The organism is Corynebacterium striatum (genome assembly GCF_016728105.1).
Lineage (GTDB): Bacteria > Actinomycetota > Actinomycetes > Mycobacteriales > Mycobacteriaceae > Corynebacterium > Corynebacterium striatum.
In genome coordinates, this window is sequence record NZ_CP068158.1 from 801,377 (window position 1) to 816,645 (window position 15,269).

General features: G+C 58.0%; 14 protein-coding genes. 6 read left to right on the forward strand and 8 right to left on the reverse strand.

Annotated elements, in window-relative coordinates; translation table 11 throughout:
* The 3 genes from I6I72_RS03685 to I6I72_RS03695 all read right to left on the reverse strand — a co-directional run bounded on the left by I6I72_RS03685 (window position 1) and on the right by I6I72_RS03695 (window position 3,335).
* Window positions 1-831, reverse strand: a complete 831-nt coding sequence (locus tag I6I72_RS03685; RefSeq protein ID WP_049192331.1) for an isopeptide-forming domain-containing protein — start codon at window positions 829-831, stop codon at window positions 1-3.
* Window positions 824-1,762, reverse strand: a complete 939-nt coding sequence (locus I6I72_RS03690; RefSeq protein WP_070420881.1) for a class C sortase — start codon at window positions 1,760-1,762, stop codon at window positions 824-826. Before I6I72_RS03690 ends, I6I72_RS03685 begins: the two co-directional genes overlap by 8 nt.
* A 100-nt stretch (window positions 1,763-1,862) precedes the next feature.
* On the reverse strand, window positions 1,863-3,335 hold the full coding sequence (locus tag I6I72_RS03695) for a SpaH/EbpB family LPXTG-anchored major pilin (protein WP_201807503.1): 1,473 nt from the start codon (window positions 3,333-3,335) through the stop codon (window positions 1,863-1,865).
* Between the two features lie 354 nt (window positions 3,336-3,689).
* Between I6I72_RS03695 and I6I72_RS03700 the strand changes: the two genes are divergently transcribed.
* From I6I72_RS03700 to I6I72_RS03715, 4 genes are all read left to right on the forward strand, one after another.
* On the forward strand, window positions 3,690-5,189 hold the full coding sequence (locus I6I72_RS03700; RefSeq protein WP_046646292.1) for an integrase core domain-containing protein: 1,500 nt from the start codon (window positions 3,690-3,692) through the stop codon (window positions 5,187-5,189).
* Between the two features lie 465 nt (window positions 5,190-5,654).
* Window positions 5,655-6,644 (forward strand): class C sortase, encoded by a 990-nt coding sequence (locus tag I6I72_RS03705; protein WP_201807506.1) that lies wholly within the window; start codon window positions 5,655-5,657, stop codon window positions 6,642-6,644.
* 39 nt (window positions 6,645-6,683) lie between these two features.
* The gene (locus tag I6I72_RS03710) at window positions 6,684-6,896 is read left to right on the forward strand and encodes a hypothetical protein (protein ID WP_005528086.1); all 213 of its coding nucleotides are present in this window, start codon (window positions 6,684-6,686) and stop codon (window positions 6,894-6,896) included.
* An 829-nt stretch (window positions 6,897-7,725) separates the two neighbouring features.
* On the forward strand, window positions 7,726-9,120 hold the full coding sequence (locus tag I6I72_RS03715) for a GntP family permease (protein WP_201807779.1): 1,395 nt from the start codon (window positions 7,726-7,728) through the stop codon (window positions 9,118-9,120).
* Between the two features lie 50 nt (window positions 9,121-9,170).
* Here the strand turns inward: I6I72_RS03715 and I6I72_RS03720 are convergent, their stop codons facing one another.
* The 4 genes from I6I72_RS03720 to I6I72_RS03735 all read right to left on the reverse strand — a co-directional run bounded on the left by I6I72_RS03720 (window position 9,171) and on the right by I6I72_RS03735 (window position 10,616).
* Window positions 9,171-9,641 carry a gluconokinase gene (locus I6I72_RS03720; protein WP_049064189.1) on the reverse strand — a complete coding sequence of 157 codons (471 nt, stop codon included), beginning with the start codon at window positions 9,639-9,641 and terminating at the stop codon, window positions 9,171-9,173.
* Between the two features lie 62 nt (window positions 9,642-9,703).
* Window positions 9,704-10,114: a hypothetical protein gene (locus I6I72_RS03725; RefSeq protein ID WP_236592665.1), complete on the reverse strand. Its 411-nt coding sequence runs from the start codon at window positions 10,112-10,114 to the stop codon at window positions 9,704-9,706.
* 27 nt (window positions 10,115-10,141) lie between these two features.
* A complete protein-coding gene (locus I6I72_RS13975) occupies window positions 10,142-10,297 on the reverse strand; it encodes a hypothetical protein (RefSeq protein ID WP_366556957.1) in 156 nt (51 codons plus the stop codon).
* 70 nt (window positions 10,298-10,367) lie between these two features.
* Window positions 10,368-10,616 carry a hypothetical protein gene (locus I6I72_RS03735; protein ID WP_129720980.1) on the reverse strand — a complete coding sequence of 83 codons (249 nt, stop codon included), beginning with the start codon at window positions 10,614-10,616 and terminating at the stop codon, window positions 10,368-10,370.
* A gap of 131 nt (window positions 10,617-10,747) precedes the next feature.
* On the opposite strand from I6I72_RS03735, the gene I6I72_RS03740 reads away from it, so the two are divergent.
* Window positions 10,748-12,718 (forward strand): fructose-specific PTS transporter subunit EIIC, encoded by a 1,971-nt coding sequence (locus I6I72_RS03740; protein WP_049064088.1) that lies wholly within the window; start codon window positions 10,748-10,750, stop codon window positions 12,716-12,718.
* Window positions 12,719-12,760: 42 nt separating this feature from the next.
* Here I6I72_RS03740 and I6I72_RS03745 read toward each other — a convergent pair whose 3' ends face one another.
* A complete protein-coding gene (locus I6I72_RS03745; RefSeq protein ID WP_049192325.1) occupies window positions 12,761-13,312 on the reverse strand; it encodes a 2'-5' RNA ligase family protein in 552 nt (183 codons plus the stop codon).
* Window positions 13,313-13,833: 521 nt separating this feature from the next.
* On the opposite strand from I6I72_RS03745, the gene I6I72_RS03750 reads away from it, so the two are divergent.
* The gene (locus I6I72_RS03750; RefSeq protein ID WP_201807509.1) at window positions 13,834-15,201 is read left to right on the forward strand and encodes a hypothetical protein; all 1,368 of its coding nucleotides are present in this window, start codon (window positions 13,834-13,836) and stop codon (window positions 15,199-15,201) included.
* Window positions 15,202-15,269 lie beyond the last annotated feature (68 nt).

Genomic DNA, 15,269 nt, shown 5'->3' on the forward strand with positions numbered 1-15,269 from the left:
CTACCCTTCTTGCTTTCGCTTCTTCGTGATCAACAGCATCAACAGCCCGGCGCCCATCAGCGCCACCGCGGCGAGGACGAGACCGATGATCTGCACACCAGTCATCGCCAGGGCGCCCTGTTCGCGTTCTTTCTCATTACCCGACCCGGGGGTCTCCCGTGGCGGCGGGGTTTCGCCCGGCGGGGTGTCCCCTGGGGGCGGGGTGGACGGCGTCGTCGGCGGCGTCGTCCGCGGCGTCGTCGGTGGTTCGGTCGGTGGGGTGTTCGGCGGAACCGTGTTGTTCGTCTTCGCCACGATCACACCTTCCACCGGCCGGGGGTTATCAGCAACAGTATGGAAAGGAACCGCCACCAGGAAGGGGCTGATCTCCCGGTACTCTCCCGCCGCGGCACCAGCCGGTGCCTGGGAGGTGACCAGGTAGATGCCCTTCTCGAGCCCCTGGAATCGGACCTGGCCGGCCTCGTTGGTCACGGCTGTGATCGTGCGGTCGGTCGGCCAGTCAGCGATCTCGTCTGCGCTGGTGTTGCGGACCTTCGCCTTATCCGCGGCGTTCTCCGGGTCGATGCCCTGCAGCCGCTCCAGTTTGATGGTCACGCCCGCGACCTTGCCCGTGGCAGGGTTGACCGGGTCCCCATTGCCCGGGGAAAGCGTGATGCTCAGCGTGTCGGTTCCGTAGTCGCGGGATACCCCGGGCTGATCACTCAGCCCGGCTACCTGGGCTGCGTCGGCAACCCCGACGGCACCATTTGCGCCGCCGAGCAGGCCAGCGCTGAGGGCGATGGCCGCCACAAGGCTGCGACTGGTCCGTACCGCGCGTGCGTGGCTAGTCATCTGCTCCAGCCCCTTCATCATTCATCGTCTCTGTCGTTTCTTGGGATTCGTCATCCCGCTTGTTCTTCAGCAGCCACCGCAGCAGCAGGAGCAGCACAACAGCTGCTGCCGCGAGGAGCGCGTACATCCACCACTGCCACCCGGCACCGTGGTTCTTGTCGAAAACCTCGTGATCCTCTGGGTCCAGCGGGACCTGGTGGCCGCGCACCAGCAGGCGGTGCGTGTTGATCCCGTAGGGTGTGCAGGTGATCAGGGTGATGTAGTCCTTGCCCTGCTCCGGGCGGAGTTCCTCGGTTTCGGTGGGGAGCACAACCTTGATCTGGTCGACCACGTACTTCAGCTTCTTGCCGGAGACCTGGACGTAGAAGACATCACCCTTCTCCGCCTTATTGAGGTGGTCGAACATGGTGGAGTTCGCCAGGCCCGTGTGACCGGTGATCACCGAGTGCGTGCCCTTGCCGCCGACTGGCAAGTCGGAGCCGAAAAGGTGCCCCAAGCCCTTTTGCAAAGTGTCGTCATCTGTCCCGTGGAAGATCGGCAGGTCTGCCTTGATCTTCGGGAAGATGAGGCGCGCCATCGCGTCGTTCGCGCTGAGCTGGTCCAGGTATTCCTGGTATTCCGGGTTGTTCTCGTCGAGGCGGGCGAGCCAGGGGTCGAGGATGGGGCCGGTTGTTCGGTTCTCGTTGTACTCGTGTGCACGCTCCCACTGGGTGTCCTTCACCTCTTGTGGGGCACTCTTTTCGAGTTTCGCGTATTCCTGCGCGGCCTTCGTGGCCAGGTGATTATTCCACAGGGTGGACGTCACCGGGTACAGCATCACGAGCACCCCGACGATCACGAGTGCCGCGGCCAGCATGGGACTGGTCTTGGTGTTGTTAGCACGGCGGGGTTCCTTCTTCGGTTCCACGTCAGTGCTGAGTGTGTGATCCACGGGGTACTCCTGGGGCTGGTTCTGCTTGACTGTGCTTTGGGTGAAACCTCCGCCCGCGGGGTTGTCCGCTGGGCGAAGGTTTTACCTATTCAGCGGGCTATTAGTTCTTAGCGCCGCGGCGTGCGAACCATGCACCGGCTGCCACGATAGCGGCACCGATGGCGGCCAGGATGCCAACACCCATGCCACCGGTCATCGGCAGCTTCGGGGTGCCCTGCTTGATGTTCTCAATCTCAGACACCAGAGTGACCTTATCGTCACCCTCGAACGTGCCCTCTTTCGAGATGTTGGCGCGAGTGAACTCAATCTCAGTGACGTTATTCTCCGGCAGTGCGTAACCAGCTGGAGCCTTGGTCTCCTTCAGGCAGAACTTCTTGGTTGCCGGAGCTTCCTTGTTGTCCTCGAAGTCGGTGACGTGCAGGCCATCGATGGTGAAAGTACCGTCAGCGCCGGTCGTCCACTTATCAGCACCGTTCACCTTCAGCGGATTCTCACCCAGGTCAGCTGCCGAGGTGCACTGGTAGAGCTCGAATTCAGCGCCTTCCAGGACCTTACCGGCCTCCTTGCCGTCCTTCTTCACAACCTTCAGCTTGCCGTGGTAAGTCACGACCTCGTTGGTCTTGTTCTTGACCTCGTTGCCGGTGTTCGGGTTGTTGAAGATGACGTCAGCCCGGTTCTTCAGCTCGGTGGTGTCGCCGACTTCCTTGCGCTTGACGTCGAAGGTCAGAGACATCTTGTCGCCGGACTTAACCTTCGCCAGGCCTTGCTTGGTCAGCTCAACGACGAGCTTGTTGCCGTTTTCGGCCGGCTTGTTGACCGTGTAGTCTCCGGCACCCAGAACGGCGTCGCCAGCCTTAACCTCGGTGACCTCCTGGAAGTCCAGGCGCTTATCCAGCTGGTCCTCGAAGCGGAAGGCGGTCAAGCTCTTACCTTCGCCCCAAGTCGGAGCGTCAGCATTAATGGTGTAAGTGTAGGCGTCCTGGATGTTCTTATCGGCATCCTTGACGGTCTTCTCGGTCTTGGTTTCGGTGTTCTTCGGGTATGCGATGACGTCGTAGTTCCACGCGTCAGAAGCCTGATTGACCATCGGGATGGACACGATGAACGGTGCACCGGTGACGATGCCGTCCGGAGCGCTGGTCTCCTCGACGAGGTAGATGCCCAGCGGCAGATCGGTGAACTTAGCTTCGCCTTCGCCCGCTGTCATCTTTTCAAAGGTCGTGGTGGTCTTGTCAGTGTCCTTGACTTCGGCCGCGGTCTTCGGGAACTTTGTCCAATCGCCGTTCTGCAGGTCGAAGTTCAGCTTGGTGATCTTGAAGGTCACGCCGTTGAGGGCCTCGCCCTTCACGTTCGACATTTCCTTACCGGTGGCACGTTCGCCTGACTCGGCACCCTTCTTCTTGAAGAGAGTCAAAGAACCTGTCTTGGAGAAGTCAATATTGGCCTTCTGGACCTGCTGAACCTGAGAGCCTTCCTGCGCAACAGCGATCGCACCCGGGGCAGCAATACCCAAGGAGAGGCCAGCAACGGCGGCGACAGTGACCGAACGAATGGTCAGAGAGTTCTTCTTCACTGGAGTGAATTCCTTTACATAAGTAGTGACTGGAGCGCGTAGCACCCCTCGACGTTCAGCGACTCGCTCCGGTTAGCTACTTTCAAGCTTGCCGCCCTTTCGGCCGCGACACCTTAAAATTCGCTGGCGGTCACATGCGCCCAAAACCCTTTGTTGACAGAACACTTTTATTGTGATGTCAACAATTCCCGGGCTTCAGCCTGATAGTTCTGTGATGTCTATGGAGTTTTTGGTCACGGAGTCTAATGGCTTTTTGGACGGGGAGTCCAGATAGTTTTTGGTCACGGAGTCCAAAGACTTCCTTGTCGTGATGTCTCAAGACTTTTTGGACAGTCGGTGGGTTGGAATACCAAGATGGCTATTTCAACCCATCTCCGCAAGAAAATAGCGGACTTCGACCCAGTAAGAGACGGACGAACCGTCACCCAATTCTGCAAGGATATTGGCGTATCTCGCCAAACCTATGCCAACATCAAACGCCGCGTTGAACAACGCGGCCGTGCAGGCATCCTGCCTGACTCCACCGCCCCGCATTCCCCAGCCAGAATCTACGATGATCACCTTCGTCAGAAAGTCATCACAGCTCGATCAGTGCTCAAGGCCCAGGGACGGGACTATGGCCCGTGGTCAATCTATTACTACCTCATTGATGACCTTGGTTTAGAGCACCCACCGGCACGGTCTACGATTGCGCTTTGGCTCCACGAAGCTGGTGTTGCTGAGGCCAATGCCCGTAAACGTCCTCGTAAAAGCTTTAAACGCTGGGCACGCGATAAAGTCGATGAGCTGTGGCAACTCGACGGGTTTGTCTACCGACTCTTTGACACTCCACATACCCAGATCACTATCTACCAGCTGGTTGATGATGCCAGCCGGTTTGATCTGGGCTCACAAGCCTTCGCCGCCAAAGAAAACGGATTCGATGCTCGCACTACCTTGGCCGCAGCAATAGAAACGTATGGTCGCCCGCAGGAACTTTTGACCGATAACGGTGAAGCTTTCGCCACCTATCACCGGGGCCGGTTGTCCGATACCGAGCGCTGGCTCGCCGCCCAAGGTATCTGGTCCATTGCAGGTTTTGGCCCGCAAACCCAAGGCAAAGATGAACGCTCGCATCAAACCATGACCAAGTTTCTCGATGCACGCCAACCTACAACACTTCAGCACGTCAAACAGCTGTTGGACGACTACCGCGAGTTTTACAACACCAGGCGCCGCCATCAAGGCCTGCTAGTCGGCAAAATGCACATCACTCCAGCCCAAGCCCGTGAGCACTTCGCCCACGCTCAATCCCCAACACAACCCATTGACCCGGATGTGCTGTGGGCCAAGATTGTGAAGTCATACCGGGATACACACTCAGAAAGCGCGATACACCACGAGCATCGTATCGAGAATGGGGTTAAAGAGGCGATGGCGCCGGTTGTGGGAGAAGTTGCAGCTTCTCCCACAACCATCGATGACGATAACGAACCAATCCAGCAAGAATCATCTCCTACCATCAGTCCCACCGTAGACGGTCTATCCGCCCAGTCAAGCAACGCCTGGGGTATCCCCGACACACTGTGGATCAACAAAAGCGGAGTGGTGCGCATCCTGGGCTATGGATTCTATGTAGGACTCCGGTTTAAAAACCGGCTCATATACAGCCACGTTACCGATGACACCGCTGAGTTCTTCACTGATCATGATGGTGAAGCACTGTTTTCATTCCCACTGCCCATCAAGCTACTTGAGCGTCCAGCCGGCGGACAGATCAACATCGGGCATGTCGAAGGAATGTGGCACCGCCGGCCACCAGAGATCAAACCAATCCTGTCGCGTCCGCGCCCGTCGAGACGAAAGAAACCATAACCGGTAAGACGAGCTAGAGACTGTCCAAAAACACCAAAGACTCCCTGCCCAAAAAGCAGGGAGACTCCACGTCCAAAAAGTCATTGGACTCCTAGCCCAAAAAGCTACTGGACTCCGTGTCCAAAAAGCCCATGGACATAACATCAGCCTGATAGTTCCCGCCTAGTGAGTCGCACCTAACCATCTTACTGCTTCGACGTCCCCAACAGCTAAAATAATTAAGGCATGCATTACTTTTCCCAAAAACAAACCCAGCTAGCACGACCCAAAATCGCCCTCAACCTGGATTTTTGAACAGCATTTCGCCCCAAAGCGCACCGGCAATACACCCCCCACAATAGGGTAAAAAGCGATAAGCGTCTCACAGCAAAATTTAAGACTTTGGCAATCTCGTAGCGAAGAATAGACTCCAACTCTCCACGTTCCACCGGAGCGAGCCCCAACCCTCAGTAGAAATTAAGGCCCATGACAGACAAATCCCCAACGCCGAACACGACGGACGCGAACCCGCCCCGCAAAGACAAGAAACTGAACTCCAACGCGATCATTGCCGTCGTCCTCATCCTCGCCGGCTTGGGTGTACTGCTATACCCGGTGCTCGCCACCCAGTGGAATAATTACCAGCAGTCCCGCGCCGCCGAGGCCTACTCGCAACTGGAAAAGGGCGTGCCCCCAGAGGTCCTCAATAGGGCCTGGGAGGAGGCGCAGCAATACAACGCCGACCTCGGGGATATTGACCCCGGCGATGCGTGGACCAGTTCCAACGACGAGAGCTCCCCGGCGTATCAGCGCTACCTGAATTACCTCTCCGTCCTGAATGAGACCGAAGCCATGGGCCGCATTGTGCTGCCCTCCATCAAGTCCGATCTGCCAATCTTTCACGGCACCTCCGACCGCGTGCTGGCCCGCGGGGTCGGCCACCTTTACGGCACGGACCTGCCTGTTGGCGCACCCGGCGAACTCGGCGAGGATGGCACTATCCCGCCCGCCCCACCAGAGGGCCGACTCTCCGCGCTTTCTGCCCACACCGGCATACAGAACGCCACCCTGTGGGACAACCTCAACCAGATCAAGAAGGGCGACCCGGTCTACGTCGCCGCGGCGGGCGAGAAGCTAAAGTACGAGGTCCGGGACATCGAGATCGTCACCCCGGATAAAACCAGCCTGCTGCGCCGCACGCCGAATAAGGACCTGGTCACGCTCATCACCTGCACCCCCTATGGCATCAACACCCACCGGCTGATTATCACCGCCGAGCGCGTGCCGATGGACCCGCAGGAAGAGTCCGTCTTCGACGGGCAGGGCACCACCTGGCAGTGGTGGATGTGGGCCATCCTCGCTGCCGCGGCGATCATCGTGCTGCTGCTGATCCGGTGGTGGTGGAAGAACTTCCGCAAGCAGGAAGACAAGGAGGGGCCCGCAACCTCCGGCGCTGGGGACACTGCGGAGAGTTAACGGGCTTTTGCCTGGTGGGTTGATTAGCAGCATGAGCTCATGAGCTCATCCTCCTCTCAGGCTCCTGCTACCCGCCGCCTCACCACCACCGGTGCAGTCGCCCTGGCGGTGGCCACCGCCGCAACCCTGGCCACCGCGCCAGTCTTCGCCGCGCCCCGCCCGGTGCAGGATTCCCAGGGTTTCTTCGTCTTCCCGGCGCACGCCCGGTTCAGCTTCCCTCACTCCCTAAAGGGCCCCGAGGTTGGTTCCTAGTCATTCGCCTTGATTTCTACTATTTCCTGTGGCGGGTTCTGCTGCCAATGGCGGATTCTGCTTCCACAATTCGGTGTTCACCTCGACCGAGGTTTGGTATCCCCAGTTTTGGTGAAGAGCTAGTCTCGTTCGACCAGGACACCCACTCAAATGTCGCGATTTCTACCTCGACACCGTCACCCCACCTGCAAGTATGGATTAGCTCGTTCTTTTAGAGAGCCATTAGCGTTTTCGGCCAACACATTATCATAGGAGTCGCCAACCATCCCGGTTGTGAGCCTGGTTCCAGCAAGAAGAAGCTGCGGCAGCTTTCAGTGGCTCGTTAGTGTCGCGTAGCTGGTGATTGTTACGACGTAGCCTCGCGTTCTCAGCGGCCAAATCTTCAGGCACAGGTTCTGGGATGTTTCCCGCACGACGGGCAAGCTTAAGCCCATTGACCGCCCGTGCGCCATAACCCCCCAGCTTTTAAAGCCACTGCCTGGCACGCGGGGTGCATCGACATGTGTTCCACAAAGATGCGGTCCTCCACGAGACGGAGCACACGGTCCTTGGCATCCTGGTCAAAACTCTTCGGCATGTTCCAAGACTTCCCATCTACTCAAGCGGAACAAAACCTGGGGCACTTCATAGCGGTGTCCAAAACAAATGGAATCGTCGTCATGGTTCTACTTCGAGGTAGCGTTGGCACTTAGGTTCCGATTAAAGCTGCACGGTACGAAAGTCACATTCGAGTGGTTATATCCACACTTATTTCCGATGATAATCTGGCTCACAACTACGGCTTAACAGCAAGGCCGTAACTTGAGAAAGGATTAGTTCCATGGACGTCATGGAAACCTGGGAGCCGGTGCTTACAACCGGCCCTCTCCTGGGGATAGCAGCTGCAGCGGTTGCCTTGATCTTGGTCATGGTGATCCACTTCAAGGTTCACGCATTCATCGTGTTGACCATAGTTTCTACCCTGACTGCGCTGGTTGCCGGTATCCCTCTTGAGGGCGTCGTCCCGACGCTAACCAAGGGCTTCGGCTCCACGCTTGGTTCCGTTGCACTGTTGGTTGGTTTAGGCGCCATGATCGGGCGCTTGGTTGAAACCTCCGGTGGCGCTAAATCGCTTGCCGACGCCCTGGTGAAACTCTTCGGCGAAAACAAAGCACCGTTTGCGCTGGGCGTTGCCTCGCTGATTATGGGTTTCCCCATCTTCTTCGACGCTGGCTTGATCGTGATGCTGCCGGTGATCTTCGCAGTGGCGCGGCGCCTTAACGGCCCGGTTCTCGCCTACGGCATTCCCGCGGCCGGCGCGTTCTCAGTAATGCACATCTACCTTCCACCCCACCCGGGTCCTGTCGCCGCGAGCGAATTTTATGGCGCTGACATCGGCCTCATTTTGGTCTTCGGCCTGCTGGTAGCGCTTCCTACGTGGTATCTCTCCGGCTACCGCCTGGGCCTGCACCTGGGCAAGAAGTATCCCTTCGTTGTCGGCGATATTTTGACCGGCGAACGCGTGGCGGATGAAAAGCTTCCGGAAAAGCCAGCTTCACCGGCGACGGTCATCGGAATTCTTCTTATCCCAATGCTCCTTATCTTTGGCAACACCGGCTTGTCAGCCCTTTCCTCCGCTGGTCACATTTCGAGCGATGCCACCTGGGTTAAATTTTTCGTCTTCCTAGGTCAGACCCCCATCGCGCTGCTCATCACGGCGCTTGCCGCGATGATTGCGCTCGGATTCAAGCGCGGAATGGATAAGACTGCGATTGAAAAGACCATGGAGTCTTCCCTGGGCCCGATTTGCTCGGTGGTGCTGATTACCGGTGCCGGCGGCATGTTCGGCGGCGTGCTACGTACTTCTGGAATCGGCGATGCTCTGGCTGATTCGATGGCAGGCCTCGGCATTCCTGTCATTCTTGCTTGCTACCTCATTGCGGTCGCGCTACGTCTTGCACAGGGCTCTGCCACCGTGGCTCTTACTACTGCAGCAGCGCTCATGGTCCCAGCTGTAGAAGCAGCAGACTACTCTGCAGTGCAGCTTGCTCTTATCGTGCTTGCCACTGCCGCGGGGTCGGTCTTTGGCAGCCACGTCAATGACTCGGGCTTCTGGTTGGTCGGCCGGCTCATGGGCATGGACGTGGCAACCACGCTGCGCACGTGGACCCTTAACCAGGCACTCGTTTCCTTCGTCGGCTTCGTCTTCGTGCTTATCATTTTTGGGATTACTGCAGCGTTTTAGCCTCAGATAGTCTCAGTCCAAGAAAGCCAGACCACAACGGTTTAGGGCATCTAGCCCCGCAGATACCTCGCTGCTTCGGCAGCCAGTTCTGCGGGGCTTTGTGCTACGTCGAGCACGATCCCCGGCTCGTCCTCGCCTAACTGCTCAAGCGTTTCGAACTGCGATTGCAAAAGCGATACCGGCATAAAGTGGCCTGCACGGTTTTGCATGCGCTCCAGCAAACGCTCGTAGCTGCCGTGCAGGTGAACGAAAACCGTGTCAGGCGCATGGGTGCGAATCAGATCCCGGTACGAACGTTTCAGAGCTGAGCATCCCACGATGGCGCCTTCGGTTTGCGCCTGCATCCACTGCCCGATTGCTTCGAGCCAAGGCCAGCGGTCGGCGTCGTTAAGCGCGTGCCCCGCGGACATCTTTTCGATGTTGGCGGCCGGATGCATGTCATCGCCGTCCCTAAAGACGAGACCAACCTGGTCTCCCAGCAGCTGCCCCACCGTAGATTTCCCGCAGCTGGACACTCCCATCACGATGACGTGTTTATGCGCAAGTTCCGTGTTCACCTTAGTAGAGTTCACAGCCTTCAATCCTAATACTGCGGGGTGACGCTGATACGTTCAATCTCCGATCGCGCGGCCGGGTCCAACATCGCGCACAATCCGGCGACCACGTAACGGACTCCGGGAACCGTGGTGGAGGAACCCACGCCTTGCACGCAACGATCAAAGGCAGGCAAGCCGATACCGGGTGCCGGCGAATTCATCGAATAGAACGACGCTGCCATCGCCGCACCGCGATTGCTGTTCAGCGCATCAGAGGAACCCTTGATTCCCTGCCACAAGACTGCCCCAACCGGATCAACTAGGAACTGATGCTGCTCCTCCGGCGTCAACGCGGCAGCCTCTGGCGCAGTCGCACCCACGCCACCACCACTAACCACGCCAAGGGACAAAAGCCCAACTGTCAAAGCACGAGCACAAACACGAGAGAACTTATTCATAAACGCAACCTACCACGCTAATCAGTCTCACGAAGTGGCTTTTCCACACGTTATTAACAGCGCTTCAACGCGGTGGACCCAACTATCCCTTAAAGCACAATTTCGATGCGTGAACTGATCCCGATGGCAGTCCTCCCAAGCAAAAGCCACCTGCAAAACCTCGTTCAAGCCCGACAACGTCATGCCTGCATCAACAGCAATTTCGCGAGTGACTCGGAATTGTCCGACTTCCAGTGTGGCCAAAAGTTACTAGCTACTCATGATTTGAAGGCTTCGGATTAGCTATAGCCTGTTGAATCATCACGAGCTCGACTCCTAAGATTTCGCCGGAAGATGACACATCCACAGCACCAGCAATAGATGCTGGATCGTCACTGAAAGATAGTGGAATTGAGTACTGATATTCGCCGACATCTTTATCATCAGTGCGTTTTAGCGTAATGCCTACATCGTCGAATACGCCTGACAAGTCCAATTTGTCGCCCTTTTTGATCATCTTCATTTTCCCTTTCCCAATTAGCACGTACATCCGAAACACTATCGCTATTCAGTTCCCTCTTCCCTCGCTTCAGTTCTCAGGCCAAATACCACCGCCGCTAGATTCCCGATTCCCCGTCCTGTTAGATCACATTTATGAGTACATCGCAATCAAGGCCGAGGCTGCTTGCCATCACGGCCTGCCCAACGGGAATCGCACATACCTACATGGCGGCGGAAAACCTTGAGGCCGCGGCGCAGAAGCTGGGCTACGAGCTTAAGGTGGAAACCCACGGCTCCATCGGAGTCGAAGGGAAGTTTTCGCAGGCAGACATCGATGCGGCAGACGCCGTTGTCATCGCGGCGGATACGGTGGTAGCTAAGGACCGCTTCGTCGGCAAGCGGCTCGTAGCTACCGGCGTCGACGAAGCCATTAGCCGCCCGGAGGAGCTACTGGGCCGTGCACTGGAGGCAACGGCGCTAACTACAGCTGAGGCCCGGCGTGACTCCGCCGAGAGCGCCACCCCGGCGGGAGGCCGCACAGAAGGTACTGCCGATTCGGGTCTGCGCGGCTTTGGCCAGACGCTGTATAAATCCCTGATGAATGGCGTGAGCCACATGATTCCCTTCGTAGTCACGGGCGGTTTGCTCATCGCGGTCGCGCTGTCCATCGGCGGCACGCCAACCCCGGAGGGCATCGCCATTCCGGAAGGCAGCTTCTGGTTCACCATTAATCAGCTAGGTGCCCTGGCGTTTTCTTTGATGGTGCCGATTTTGTCCGGCTACATCGCCGTGGGCATTGCGGATAGGCCGGGCCTTGCACCGGGACTTATCACCGGCCTTATCGCCACGACGGGTTCGCTCTACGGATCGGATGCGGGTGCCGGATTCATTGGCGGCATCATCACAGGTATCTTGTCCGGCTATGTTGCCCTGGCCATCAAGAAGATTCCAGTGGGCAAGTACGTCGCGCCGATTTGGCCGATTATTGTCATTCCGATTCTCACCACGCTCATCGTGGGCCTGGCGTTCATCTACATCATCGGTCATCCAGTCGCCGCTGCCTTCGAGGCCATGACGGATTACCTCGCCGGCATGCAGGGTTCCTCCGTGCTCATACTCGGCGCTGTCATCGGCGCGATGATTGCCTTCGACATGGGCGGGCCTTTCAACAAGACCGCCTTCCTCTTCGGCGGCGGCCTCATCGCGGCTGGCAACGCGGCACCGATGGGCATGGCGGCAACGGCGATTGCCGTGCCACCGCTAGCCGTCGGCGTCGCCACCTTGGTTCGCCGCAGCTGGTTCAACAAGGCCGAGCGCGATTCCGGTATCGCCGCCCTTTTCATGGGTATGTTCGGAATTACCGAGGGCGCGATTCCGCTCGCCGCTGCTCGTCCGCTGCAGGTCATTCCGGCTAACGTCATCGGCGGTGCCGTCGCGGGCGCCATCGCGGGACAGCTCAGCGTCGAGGATCACGTCATGCACGGCGGCCCGATCGTGGCGCTGCTGGGCGCCGTCGACAACGTTGGCGGATTCATCATCGGCCTGGCGGCCGGCATTCTTGTCGACGCCGCGCTTATCCTCCTGCTCGTCGGTATCACCGCCAAGAAGGGTGCCGCGGCGTCGGAAGCAACTCCTACTGAAGGCGCCAGCGATAGCGATGCCCTGCTTCTTCCCGATACGGTCGCGCTTGAGACCACGCGTGGTACCAACCGCGAGGACATCATTCGCGAGCTCGTCGCTTCCATCGCAGCCACCGGTCGCGCTTCCGACGCCGAAGTGCTTGTCGACGCCGCACTAGCCCGCGAAGAGCAACACTCCACCGGCGTCGGCAATGGCGTTGCCATCCCGCACGCCCACACTGCAGGGGTCACGCGCCCAACCTTGGCTTTCGCCCGTCTTCCCAAGCCCGGCATTCAGTGGGCCGAGGGCGAGGAGGCAACCGACCTAGTATTCCTGATCGCTGTTCCGGAAGGCTCCGGCAATCAGCACCTCAAGATTCTGTCGAAGCTGGCCCGCCGCCTGATGAAGGAAGATTTCCGCGCACAACTGCGTGCTGCGGGCACTCGCGAAGAGGTCATCGACCTGGTGGGCGATGCAGTCGCTGTTCCCACCCCGGCGCAATAGTTCTTGAACTAAACGCTAAATCCCCCGCTTAGCGGGTGCTCGTCACGCTACTCGATCTCCCCATAGCACCCGCAATTCCTCAGTCGCCGACCGCCAGTACGCAGCTTGGGCTGCAGTAAATTCCTTCAGCAAGTGCCCGCCGCTGCGTGCAGCCGCGCGGGTGGCCTCGTTCGTAGCAGCATCGAGGACGTCGATATAGCGGCCGACCTCCCCACGCGGGATGCGAAGCCCCATCGTTAGATGCGGGGTCCAGCGAGCCCCTCGTGATTCAGGATTGGCCGCGCTTATCTCCCGGGCGGCCGCTTCGAACTCATCGGTTGTTTCCAGAAGCCAGGCGATTGATTGCTTCGAGCGCGTTCCGAATACTACGGTTCCCACCCGTTGAAAAGTGGCTGGCAATAGCGGCGGAAGCAGTTCAGCGGCCAGCTCCACCGCCTCGGGGGCCATGGATTGGGCGAAAGTAATAGTGATGTGTGGGCGCTGATTCTGGCGTGGCAGGCCGCGCCGAACGAGGTCGTCGAATAGCTCGGCGATGGCCCGTTCTTGCTCTTCAGGAAGATAAAGCAAGAGATTTTCTGGGGATTTGACGCTCATGATTTCAGGTTATGGCATTTGAACTTTTAAGGTTGCTTGGTTTCCAAATGCTGTTAGCCGAGCCCAAACCCGCATGGAGTTGTCCCCACCACTGGGCGCTACAAGCCACGTGACAATACATCCCAGGCAGTAATGTGCACAGGCTACCCCAAGGTGAAGCGCGGGGCTGAGCCAATAAAACGGGTTTTTCGCCTTTCGAGGACTGCCGATTAGCCATTTCCCCATAAGGATTACCCCCGAAAGTAATTATACTTTAGTTTGTGACCGTTCGGACAAGAACACTTTTCGCACGATATAGTCCTAATTCGGAAAATTCCCAGTCAGTGTTAATTTTCCACCGAAACCGTTTGCATTGTTCATGACACTTATGTGAATTTCTATCTTTAATTGTCAATACATCTCTATCGTGCGCCACTGGAAAACAGTCGCTAGCGTAAGTCTTCGTCACGCACCGCCAACATATTCGCCGTGCGTAACTAGAAAAAATACGTCCACCTCCAGTCGTTCGAGGAGAACTGAACATGTCTTTCCGTCGTCGCTCCGCCGGCCTGTTCGCCGGTCTTGCCATCGCCGGCAGCACGCTCATGATGCCAGCAGCTAACGCTGAAACCATCACCGAGTCCTACCCAGAGACTCCGGCCATCAACGCCAAGCTGCCAATCATCCACACCACCCACGGGTCCGACCACAAGAAGGCTAACGTCCTTAACCCACGCCCGGTCTGCAACCCATGGGAAGACCACCGCACCGTTGTCTACAAGGCAACTGACACCTTCATGCCAGCTGGCACCATCTCCACCACCAACCAGACTAAAAAGGACATTCCACTGCAGCAAAACCTGTCCAAGTCTCAGTCCATCCAGCTGGAGGTCAACGGCGACCGCACCAGCACCACCTCCATGAACCTGGGCGGCGACGTCTCCGGCAAGAACTCCAAGGGCTCCGCAGGCATCTCCCACGACATCACTACCAAGCTCGGCGCTTCCGCGTCCTACTCCCTGTCCTGGGAGGCTGGCCAGTCCATCGGACCTTACGACGTTCCGCCAAACCACACCGGCGAAGCAACTTACGGCTTCCGCGTTCTGAGCTTGACCGGTACCCAGCAGTACTGCAAGACCAACGGCACCTGGTCCACCCCGACCGCTTGGTCCGCACTGCAGCCAGTCAAGAACGAGGTTCGCGTCAAGCTGTACGACGACCTCGCTGACTCCTTCGCTCCAAACAAGGACGCACAGAACACCGAAGAGGTTAAGCAGGAGGACAAGGATCCGAAGGATGACGCTGAGGTTGTCAAGGACAACGAGGCTCCAGTAACCGAGGCACCTATTTCCGAGGCTGAGGCTAAGAAGGAAGAGGAAGCTGACAAGGCAAAGCTCGAAGAGGTTAATAAGGACGAGAACTCTGACGAGAAGCAGAAGCTCGACCTGAAGCCTTTCTTCACCACCTCCGGCGCTAAGCACTCCGGTTTCGCAGGCACCGTTGCTCTGCAGCTGGAAAACGTTGGTTCTGACCGTTACTACGGCACCTTCCCTGCAGTTCAGTTCCGCGTTGACGTGAAGACCGACAAGGGCCCGAAGGGCGTTGACCGCCTCATCACCCCACGTTCTTCCAACGGCGCTCACATCCGCGACCTGGGCTTCAACGAGGAGACCTCCACCCGCACCTTCGAGGTCACCCTGGCTAACCCAATCAACGCTGGCGAGAAGGTCCGCGTTGCAAACCTCGACTTCGGCGATGGCAACACCAAGGAAGGCCGCATCCACAACTACATCGAGGTAACCCAGATTGGCCGTCTGGAAGGCGACAACTCCCAGACTAACGACCAGAACGTTGACTCCCGCAAGGCAACCGTCAACGACTTCGGCAAGCAGGCTAAGGGCACCTTCTAAGCCCTGCAAGCATCCGTAGCCGCTCCTTTTTTCTTCAGCTCCCTTCTCAGGAGCCGGAAGAAAAGGGA